Origin of the sequence: Thermithiobacillus tepidarius DSM 3134 (assembly GCF_000423825.1) — a bacterium.
GTDB classification, from domain to species: Bacteria; Pseudomonadota; Gammaproteobacteria; order Acidithiobacillales; family Thermithiobacillaceae; genus Thermithiobacillus; species Thermithiobacillus tepidarius.
The window spans coordinates 85,843-94,739 of the sequence record NZ_AUIS01000005.1; the positions used below are offsets into that span (position 1 = coordinate 85,843).

At 66.8% G+C, this 8,897-nt stretch carries 10 protein-coding genes; 6 read left to right on the forward strand and 4 right to left on the reverse strand.

Annotation, left to right across the window (positions count from 1 at the left end; all coding sequences use genetic code 11):
* Positions 1-172 precede the first annotated feature (172 nt).
* From G579_RS15530 to G579_RS18065, 4 genes are read left to right on the forward strand one after another with little or no spacing between them, the layout of a single operon-like run.
* Entirely contained in the window at positions 173-856 is a 684-nt protein-coding gene (locus tag G579_RS15530; protein ID WP_051180773.1) for an RNA polymerase sigma factor, read from the forward strand.
* Positions 849-1,319 carry a cupin domain-containing protein gene (locus G579_RS19140; protein ID WP_162142961.1) on the forward strand — a complete coding sequence of 157 codons (471 nt, stop codon included), beginning with the start codon at positions 849-851 and terminating at the stop codon, positions 1,317-1,319. Before G579_RS15530 ends, G579_RS19140 begins: the two co-directional genes overlap by 8 nt.
* A gap of 13 nt (positions 1,320-1,332) precedes the next feature.
* Entirely contained in the window at positions 1,333-1,653 is a 321-nt protein-coding gene (locus G579_RS18060) for a DUF3106 domain-containing protein (protein WP_051180774.1), read from the forward strand.
* Between the two features lie 23 nt (positions 1,654-1,676).
* Positions 1,677-2,198: a UPF0149 family protein gene (locus G579_RS18065; RefSeq protein WP_162142962.1), complete on the forward strand. Its 522-nt coding sequence runs from the start codon at positions 1,677-1,679 to the stop codon at positions 2,196-2,198.
* 163 nt (positions 2,199-2,361) lie between these two features.
* Here G579_RS18065 and G579_RS0103045 read toward each other — a convergent pair whose 3' ends face one another.
* The 4 genes from G579_RS0103045 to mrcB all read right to left on the reverse strand — a co-directional run bounded on the left by G579_RS0103045 (position 2,362) and on the right by mrcB (position 7,462).
* Positions 2,362-3,204: a symmetrical bis(5'-nucleosyl)-tetraphosphatase gene (locus G579_RS0103045; RefSeq protein WP_028989008.1), complete on the reverse strand. Its 843-nt coding sequence runs from the start codon at positions 3,202-3,204 to the stop codon at positions 2,362-2,364.
* Between the two features lie 89 nt (positions 3,205-3,293).
* Positions 3,294-4,184: an Hsp33 family molecular chaperone HslO gene (gene hslO, locus G579_RS0103050; protein WP_028989009.1), complete on the reverse strand. Its 891-nt coding sequence runs from the start codon at positions 4,182-4,184 to the stop codon at positions 3,294-3,296.
* A gap of 2 nt (positions 4,185-4,186) precedes the next feature.
* The gene (locus G579_RS0103055) at positions 4,187-4,960 is read right to left on the reverse strand and encodes a tRNA 2-thiocytidine biosynthesis TtcA family protein (RefSeq protein WP_230973776.1); all 774 of its coding nucleotides are present in this window, start codon (positions 4,958-4,960) and stop codon (positions 4,187-4,189) included.
* Positions 4,961-4,999: 39 nt separating this feature from the next.
* Positions 5,000-7,462 carry a penicillin-binding protein 1B gene (gene mrcB / locus G579_RS15540; protein WP_051180776.1) on the reverse strand — a complete coding sequence of 821 codons (2,463 nt, stop codon included), beginning with the start codon at positions 7,460-7,462 and terminating at the stop codon, positions 5,000-5,002.
* Between the two features lie 328 nt (positions 7,463-7,790).
* Between mrcB and G579_RS0103065 the strand changes: the two genes are divergently transcribed.
* Positions 7,791-8,312, forward strand: a complete 522-nt coding sequence (locus G579_RS0103065) for an SCP2 sterol-binding domain-containing protein (protein ID WP_028989011.1) — start codon at positions 7,791-7,793, stop codon at positions 8,310-8,312.
* A 128-nt stretch (positions 8,313-8,440) separates the two neighbouring features.
* Positions 8,441-8,896, forward strand: coding sequence for a DUF4426 domain-containing protein (locus G579_RS15545; protein WP_051180777.1), 456 nt, complete (start codon positions 8,441-8,443; stop codon positions 8,894-8,896).
* Position 8,897 lies beyond the last annotated feature (1 nt).

Below are 8,897 nucleotides of genomic sequence, written 5' to 3' on the forward strand. Positions count from 1 at the left end.
CCTGACTGTCTGGAGTAACGGCGATGAGTATTCTCTGTTCTGCGCTGCCCGATGCCACCTTGGCGACTCGCGCGCCGCGCCGCGGCCGCCGCGGCGGATTTCCTGAACATGCACGTCCGTCCGGCCACCATCTTCGGCCCGTTGGCCGTCGCCCGGCAGGGAGCGTGCAGCCATGAGCGGCCACGCGCACGGCCTGACGTTTCCTCTGCATCCGCGGGGCACCGTGGCTGAACAGCACGCCGTGCCCGTCGACTTCGATGCGTTTTTCCGGCAGGTGGAAAGGCGTGCCTATCGCATGGCCTGGTACGCCCTCCATGACGAGGAAGCGGCCCGCGACCTGGTGCAGGACAGCATGCTGAAGCTGATGGAGAAATACGCCGACAAACCCGCGGAGGAATGGGCGCCGCTGTTCTATACTATTTTAAACCGGCGCTTGGTGGACTGGCAGCGGCGCCGCAAGGTGGAGCAGATGCTGGGGCTCTTCCTGCCCTGGCGCCACGATTCCGCCGACGAGAACGAAGAACCGGTCTACGTGCGCGTGGCCGATGGCGCGCCGACCCCCGAGGGGCGGGCGGCCGGCAAGCAGATGGCTCTGGCCATCGATCAGGCCCTGGCCACCCTGCCCCTGCGGCAACGCCAAGCCTTTCTGCTGCGCGACTGGGAAGGTCTGTCGGTCAAGGAAACCGCCGTCGCCATGCAGTGCTCGGAGGGCAGCGTGAAGACCCATCACTTCCGGGCGCTGGCCAAGCTGCGCGAACAGTTGCAGAATTTCGTGGAACAGGACGCCAACGGGGGAGAGAAGCTTGCGGGAGAGATCCCGGAGTTCGAGCGGGGAAGGGGAACAGACAATGATTGACGGCACGTTCAGACAGGACTCGAGTGTAACGGCACTCTCGCATCCGGACGATACCTTGCTGGACCAGTGGCGCGCCGGTCTGCTTCGCGCCGAGATGGCCGCACGGGTGGACGAGCATGTGCGCCATTGTCCACGCTGTCGCCGGCGCGCCGACTTGGCGGACGCCGTGCTGCGGCGGCTTGATGCGTTGCCGCACCCCCGCCTGCGCCCCGCCCGCGCCCAACGGCCGCTGCCGGGCATGGCGCCCGTGTACCGCCTCGGTGCCGCCATGGCCACCTTGCTGCTGGTCATCGGCCTCAGCTGGCAAATGCATACCGGCATGAACAACGGCATCAACCATGAACTGGATACGGCCAAGCTGCTGGAAGACCCGCAGACCGTGGATATGCTGTCTGACCTGGAGTTCTATCAGTGGCTGGCGGAACACCCCGATCTTATCAAGAACAACAGCCATGATGCGTAGTGGATTGGAACCCATGCTGAAGACAGCGTTTCACCGAGGCGCGCTGCTGTGCGCCCTGTGCCTGGCCCCGGCGGCTTACGGCGCCGCGCCGGCGGAGCCGGCCCAGCCCTTCTGGAGCCAGGAGGCCTGGCAGCTGGCCCGGGACAACCGCGACCTGAGTCCGGAGGAAAAGGCGCTGCTGCAAAAGCGCTTGGAACAGTGGCGCAACATGCCCCAGGAGGAGCGCGAGCAGATCCGGCGCCAGCGCCAGGACTTCGAGCGCCTGAGCCCCGATGAACAGCAGCGGCTCCGCGAGGAGTTCCGCAGTCGCCACCCCGGCCGCGGCCGCGGCTGAACGCGCTACAGCCGGTGGCCGCCTTGGACTTTTTCGCCCTCCGCCAGTCGCTGCAAGGCGCCGGCGCCCTGATCGGCCCGGCGGAGGCTCACGGCATGCTGGCCGGCATGGTCTGCGGCCCGCGCCTGCCCGGTGTCCAAGACTGGCTGCCCCTGGTGCTGGGGGAGGCGCGGGCGGAAGCCCACAAGGAGCTCGTCGCCAGCCTCGCCGGCGGCCTGATGCAGATGGGCAGGCAACTGAGCGGAGATCAGGCTTTCGCGTTTCGTCTGCTCCTCCCGCCCGATGCAGCCCCGCTGGAAGAGCGGGTGGAAGCCCTGGCCGCCTGGTGCCAGGGCTTTTTGCTGGGCCTGCGCTTGGCTGGCGCGCCACAGCCCCTGCCCGGCGACGCGCAGGAGCTCGCCACCGACTTCGAGGCCATTACCCAAGCCGGGCTCGATCCCGACCTCCCCGCTCCCGAGCAGGAGCAGGAGTTCACGGAACTCGAGGAGTTCGTGCGCATGGGGGTGGCGCTGATCTACACGGAGCTGCACCAGGCCGACGGCTGAGGCTGGGGCTGGGGCTGGGGGCGGGGCGGCCCGGTCAGGGCAGGAGCGGCTTCAGCCGCAAGGCGCGCCGATGCCGTGTCCTGCTGTAGGAGCGAGCCGGCATGGGAAGCGCTATCGCCGCGTTACCCATCCCCGCCCAAGCCATTCGCCCAGTGCTGCTGGCTCATCCCTCGTCTTTCATTGCCGCCGCCTGCGGACAAGCCTGCTGCCACACCGGGGCCAGCGCCGCACCGCTGTCGAGACGGGCGGCGCTGAGCTGCTTGCCCCAGACGCAGCCGCTGTCCAGGGCCAGCAGCCGCTCCTGGCGCACGAGGCCCTGCGCGGCCCAGTGGCCGCAGACCACCCGCACGCCCGGATGCCGCGCCAGGTACAGGGCGTGCCAAGGTTGATAGGAGGACGATTCCTGGGGCGGCTTGGCGGGCCAGTGGAAGCGCCCGTCCGCCGTCACCAGACGGGTACGCGTGAAGACGCCGGCCCGGAAGCGCTGGCGCTCTTCCTCGCTGCCGCAGTCTTCCCAGCGCGCGGGCGCGGGGCCGCCCCACAGCATGGCGAGGAACTCCCGCCACCCGGGGCCGCGCAGCGGCGCGCTGAGGCTCTCCGCGTGCCGGCGCGCCAGCTCGAGATCCCAGTCGGGGTGCAGGCCGGCATGCACCATGCACCAGCCCGCAGACCCATCCTCATGCAAGAAAGGCTGCCGGCGCAGCCAGTCGAACAGCTCGGGGCCATCCGGCGCCGCCAGGAGCGGCGACAGCGTATCGCCGTCCTTGGCTTCGAGCACGCCGGCGGCCCGGGCCAGGCAGTACAGGTCGTGATTGCCGAGCACGACCTGCACCTCGCCGCGCAGGGCGTAAACGCTGCGCAGTACGCCCAGGCTGTCCGGCCCGCGATTGACCAGGTCCCCGGCCAACCATAGCCGATCCCGACCCTTCCGGAAGCCGATCCGCTCCAGGAGGGCTTCGAACGGGTTCAGGCAGCCTTGCAAGTCACCGATCGCGTAGAGGGCCATGCTTGCCTCGAAATACTGAGCGTACAGCTTGGGACGGGCTCACGCAGCGGCACGGGCGCGGCCAAGTCCGCTTGCCTGCTGCGCTTCCTTTAGTGAATCCGTTCTGAATCCAGGAGCCCCGGATGCTCGCTGGCGAGCAGCTCGGCGACGTCGACCGGGTCGAAGTGATAGGGGGTTTGGCAGTACTCGCAGGTCACTTCCACCTGGCCCTGCTGTTGCAGGATATCCTGCAGCTCCGCCTCGCCCAGGCTGCGCAGCATGCGTTCCACCCGCTCCCGCGAGCAATGACAGGCGAAGTAGACCGGCTGCGGGGTAAAGAGGCGGAGATCGTCCTCATGGTACAGGCGGTGCAGGAGTGTCTTGCTGTCGCAATCCAGCAGCTCCTCGGAGCTCAGGGTGTCGGCCAACAGTCCCACCCGCACCCAGTCGTCCATATCGCCGCGCAACTCCGGCAGACGCTGCAGCAGCAGGCCGGCCGCGCCGGCAGCCGCCGGATCGGCGGCCAGCCACAGGCGGGTCAGCAGTTGCTCGGACTGCACGAAGTAGTGTTCAAGGCTGGCGGCCAGCGATTGCTCCAACTGCACGATGCCCTGATAGCGCTCCATCCCCGGGCCGGGATCGATGGTGATCACCATCAGCCCGCCCTGGCAATAATCACGCAGATCGCCCTCCGAGCCGGCAAAGCGGTCACGCGCCTCCTCGTCCCAGCGCGCGTAAGCGCGCAAACCGCCCTTGGGGTCGCTTTCCCCCACCAGGAGCCGCAACGGACCCTGGCCCTGGATCTGCACGATGAGACTGCCATCGAACTTGATGGTGGAGCTCAGCAGGCTGACCGCGGCCAGCATCTCGCCCAGCCAGGCCTGCAGCAGAGGCGGGTAGTCGTGCTGCTTGAGCACGCGCTGGTAGACGCTCGCCAATTGGCAGATCTCGCCGCGGATGGGTTGCTGCTCGAAGGTAAAGCGTTGTCGGTAATCAGGCATGATCAATCCTCCTCGGCCGGTGTACCCGCCAGACCCGCTGCGCCGCCCTGCCGGAACACTTCCTGCCCATCCCCCATGAGCGGACGCATGGCTCTGAGAAGGTTTTGAAAGAGATGCGGCTGAATGGTTTCCTGCGCCGCCAGGATTTCCTTCATCCGCACCCTTTCCGTCGGCGCGGCGAAGCAGGCGGGGCAGTTCTCGCTGATGACCGGCAGGCCCGCCGCTTCGGCGAAGGCGCGGGTCTGGCGCTCGCGCACGTACACGAAAGGGCGGATCACGCGCAGATCGCCGGCCCGGATGCGGTAGTGGGCCTTCATGGTGCGCAGCTCGCCGTTGTGGAAGGCGGACATGAGAAAGCTCTCGGCCAGATCGTCCAGGTGCTGGGCCAGGACCAGCACATTGTACCCCTCGCGCCGGGCGCAGGCGTAGAGGGTGCCGCGCTTCATGCGGGCGCAGAAGCTGCAGTAGGAGTGCTTGCCCATGTGTGCCCGGGCGCGCTCCAGGATGGGTTGGCTCTCGTAAAAATAGGGTATTCCCAGGCTGGGCACGTAGTCCTGCAGCGGGCTGGGATCGAAATCCTGGCTCTGCGGATCGACCGTCACCGCGGCCAGGTCGAAGTGCACCGGCGCGCGGCGCCGCAGATCGAGCAGCACGTGCAGCAGGGACAAGGAATCCTTGCCGCCGGACAGGCCCAGCAGCAGGCGATCGCCGGGCCGGATCATGCGGTAGTGGCCGATGGCCTGGCCGGCCAGGCGCAGCAGGGATTTAGGCGCCACGGCTGTCACCCCAGCAGGGCGTCGGTGCGACGCCCCCGCTCATCGAAAGATGTTCCCCAGGTTCTGGATGAGATTGTCGATGGCGTTGCCCAGGGGCGCGCCGCCGCCCTGCTGCTGCCCGCCATAGCCCGGCTCCACCTCGGGCCCGGGTGCGGGTTCCGGCGTGTAGATCGGGCAGGGATCGCCGAAGGGCGGCTCCGAGCCGGCGATGAAGGGCATCTCCACGTAATTGCGGCGCACCGGCACCAGCTGGGGCGGCGCGGGCACGGGCTCGCCGGTCTCGGGATCCAGCACCACCGCGCTTTCGGTCGGCGCGGTCGGCACCAGCATGGGCTGGTCCAGGCAATTGGCGCCTGGCTGCAGGCCGGTCTGCGGATCCACCAGCACCATTTGCACGCCGCTCGGGCGCGGGAAGGGCTTGGTCCGCAGGCGCAAATTGCGCGCCATGTGTCCCCAGACGTGCAGCGCGCCCTGGCTGCCGCTCAGCCCGGCGGGCTTGTTGTCGTCGCGCCCGACCCAGACCACGCCCAGCCAGTCCTTGCTGTAGCCGGCGAACCAGCTGTCGCGCAGATCGTTGGTGGTGCCCGTCTTGCCGGCCAGGCCGGGGCCGACCGGAATGTACTGGGACACGGCGGTGGCGGTGCCGGACTGTACCACCTGCTGCAAGGCATAGTTGAGCAGGTAGACCGCGCGCGGATCCGCCGCCTGCACCGTCTGCGTGGGATAGCGGCTGAGGGCCTTGCCATCGGCGGTGTAGACCGCGCGGATGCTGCGGATGGGCGCGCGGGCGCCGCTGTTGGCGAGGGGCTGGTACATCTGGCTGACTTCCAGCGGTGTCAGCCCGGCGGCGCCAAGCAACGTTGACGGCAGCGCGGGCATCTCCCGGGTGACTCCCAGGGTGCTCGCGGTGCTGAGAATGGCCGGCAGGCCCAGGGACTGTCCCAGCCGCGCGGTCGGCACGTTGAGGGAGTTGGCCAGGGCGCGGGACAGCATCACCGGACCGCGGAAGCGCCGGTCATAGTTTTCCGGGCTCCAGTCGCCGTCGCTCACGCGCCAGGTGAAGGGGCTGTCGTCGAGCGGCGTGGCCAGCGTGAACTGGGGAGGCCGCGACAGGGCGGTGAGATACACCACCGGCTTGATCAGTGAGCCGATGGGGCGTACCGCGTCCAGGGCCCGGTTGAAGCCCGCGTAGCCCGGCTCGCGGTCACCCACCAGAGCCAGCACCTCACCCGTTGCCGGCTGCACCACGATGCCTGCACCCTGCAGGCTGTCGGCGGGCAGCCGCCGTTGCCGTTCCAGGGCAGGCAGCTGCTTGACCAGGGCCGCTTCCAAGGCGCGCTGGGTGGGAATATCCAGCGTCGTGAAGATGCGCAGACCGTCGGCGGTCAGCGCCTCCTCGTCGTAGCTCTGGCGCAACTGGCGGCGCACCAGATCCAGGAAGGCCGGCGTCGGCCCCAGGGTGCGCGCCGCCTTGACCACGCCCAACGGGGCTATTTTGGCCTGGGTCGCCCGCTCCGGATCCAGGAATCCCGCCGCGACGAGCTTGTCGAGCACCTCGTTGCGGCGCTTGCGGGCGGCCTTGGGATTGCGATAGGGGTTGTACAGGTTCGGCGCCTGGATCATGCCGGCCAGCAGGGCGGATTGCGGCAAGTCCAATTCGTTGACGCCGACACCGAAGTACACCCGGCTGGCCAGGCCCACGCCATGCACGGAACGGCTGCCGTCCTGCCCGAGATAGATCTCGTTGAGATACGCCTCCAGGATCTCATCCTTGGAGTAGTGCATCTCCAGCAGGATCGCCATCATCGCCTCGCGGATCTTGCGCCACAGGCTGCGTTCGCTGCTGAGGTAAAGGTTCTTCACCAGCTGCTGGGTGAGCGTGCTGCCGCCTTCCACGGTGCGTCCGGCCTGGGCGTTGTGAAAGAGGGCGCGGATGATGCCGCGCATGTCGATGCCGTGGTGCTCGTAGAAGCGCCGATCCTCGGTGGCCACGATGGCGCTGATCAGCGGCTTGGGCACGTCCTTGAGCTTCACCAGGATGCGGTCCTCCTGGATCTTGGGATAGAACACCCCGATTTCCTCGGGTTCCAGGCGCACCAGTTCTACCTGGCTCCTTCCATTGAGCCGCGCCACCCGGCTGATCCGGTCTCCGGCGAAGTCGATGCGCAGGGGCAGGGCGGGCTCGCGATTGTCGCCGAAATCGAAGCTGCGGGTGTAGAGCAGCAGGCTGCTGCCATTGCGCTTGTAGTAGCCCGGGGTGGTCGGCGGCTGCGCACTTTGCCGGTAGCCGAGCCGGGCCAGGGAGTCGACCAGCTCATCGGCGCTGAGGCTGCGCCCGGCCGTCAACTCCAGGGGCCTGGCATACACCCGGGCGGGCACCTGCCAACGCTTGCCCTCGAAGCGGCTGGTGACCGTGCGATCCAGATACAGAAGGCTGCCCGCCGCACCCAGGGAGAATGCCAGCAGCAGGAATCCGAGGAAGGCTGCCAGGCGACGTTTCATGGGCAACCTTTAATCGATGCTGAAATGATCACGAGGAACTACTCCACAAGAAAACACCGCGCCCGCAAGCCGGCCGCCGGGACGATAAAATCGCCTGGAGCCGTGCCGCTTGTTGAATGACGTGCTGAGGTCCGATCGCTCTCGGGATATGAAGGGCCACCTGCCAAGGCGGCAGCCGGAATGGCAAAGCCTGGCCACAAGGTCACACAGCTTATAAAGCTATAAAAAATTTTTCCAGGAATTCTGGCTTTCCCTTCCCAATCAGTAACTATACTACTTATGGTAGTTTGCCACTAGCAAAATCACACCCTACGACGAGGAGAAGAGAATGAAAAAAGCAAGTGCCATTGCATCCGTCCTTGGGCTCGGACTGCTTGCCTTGAGCGCCGCCACCGCCTCGGCGGCGCCGGTGCTCATGTCCGCTGAATGGGCCAAGCAGGCCTGCAACGCCTGGAACCAGGATCCGGTGCTGACCACCAAACTGGTGGAGTCCGGCTGGATCAAGAACGACAAGGGCCGCGGCTACAAGCTCATGCAGATCTACCGGGCCGACTGCGAGAACAGCCCGCACGTCGAGCTGAAGATTGCCAACAAAGACGGCAAGGCCTGGTGCACGTCCGGCGGCAAGGCGCAGTCCGCGCTGGACAAGAGCGTGGACTATGCCATGTGGGCGGAAACGGACCGCTGGATGGAAATGGGCCGCGGCGAATATGGTCCCATGAAGGCCATGATGTTCGGCCGCTTGAAATTCGAAGGCCCCAAGGGCGAAGCCATGGGCAACATGGCGCCGTTCACCAACTTCCTGCGCCTGGTCGGCAAAGTGCCCAGCGATACCAGCACCTGCCCCTGAGCCGGCGCGCCGATCGCCACGCCCTTCAAGGGATGCCCAGGCATCCCTTTTTTGAGACCTGCAACCGACGGCGCATCATCTATACTTAGAGGCACATCATCCCAACGCCCGCACACAGGAGAGGCTTTATGTCGAAGGCAATCCGCATCTTCCGGCGTTTGACCTTGCTGTTCACGGCGACGATGCTCGCGACCCTGGGTGCGCCGCTGGCCCAGGCTGAAACCTTTGGCGATTACGAGATCCACTACGGCACGCTGACCACCGACTTCCTCTCGCCGCAGGTGGCGCGTCAGTACGGCGTCAGCCGCAGCGCGAACACGGCCATGCTCAGCGTCGCGGTGCTGAAACGGGAAAAAAATGGCACCACCCGGCATGTCAACGCCGACATCCAGGGCACCGCCACCAATCAGTACGGTCAGCTGCGCAAATTGAGCCTGCGTCGGGTCCAGGAAGGCAACGCCATTTATTACATCGACACCTTCCACATCACCCCGCCGGAGCGCTATACCTTCGAGCTGCAGGTCAAGCCCGCCGGCTCCAATGACCAGCACAGAATCTCCGTCGACCGCCTCTTCGCCGGCTAAC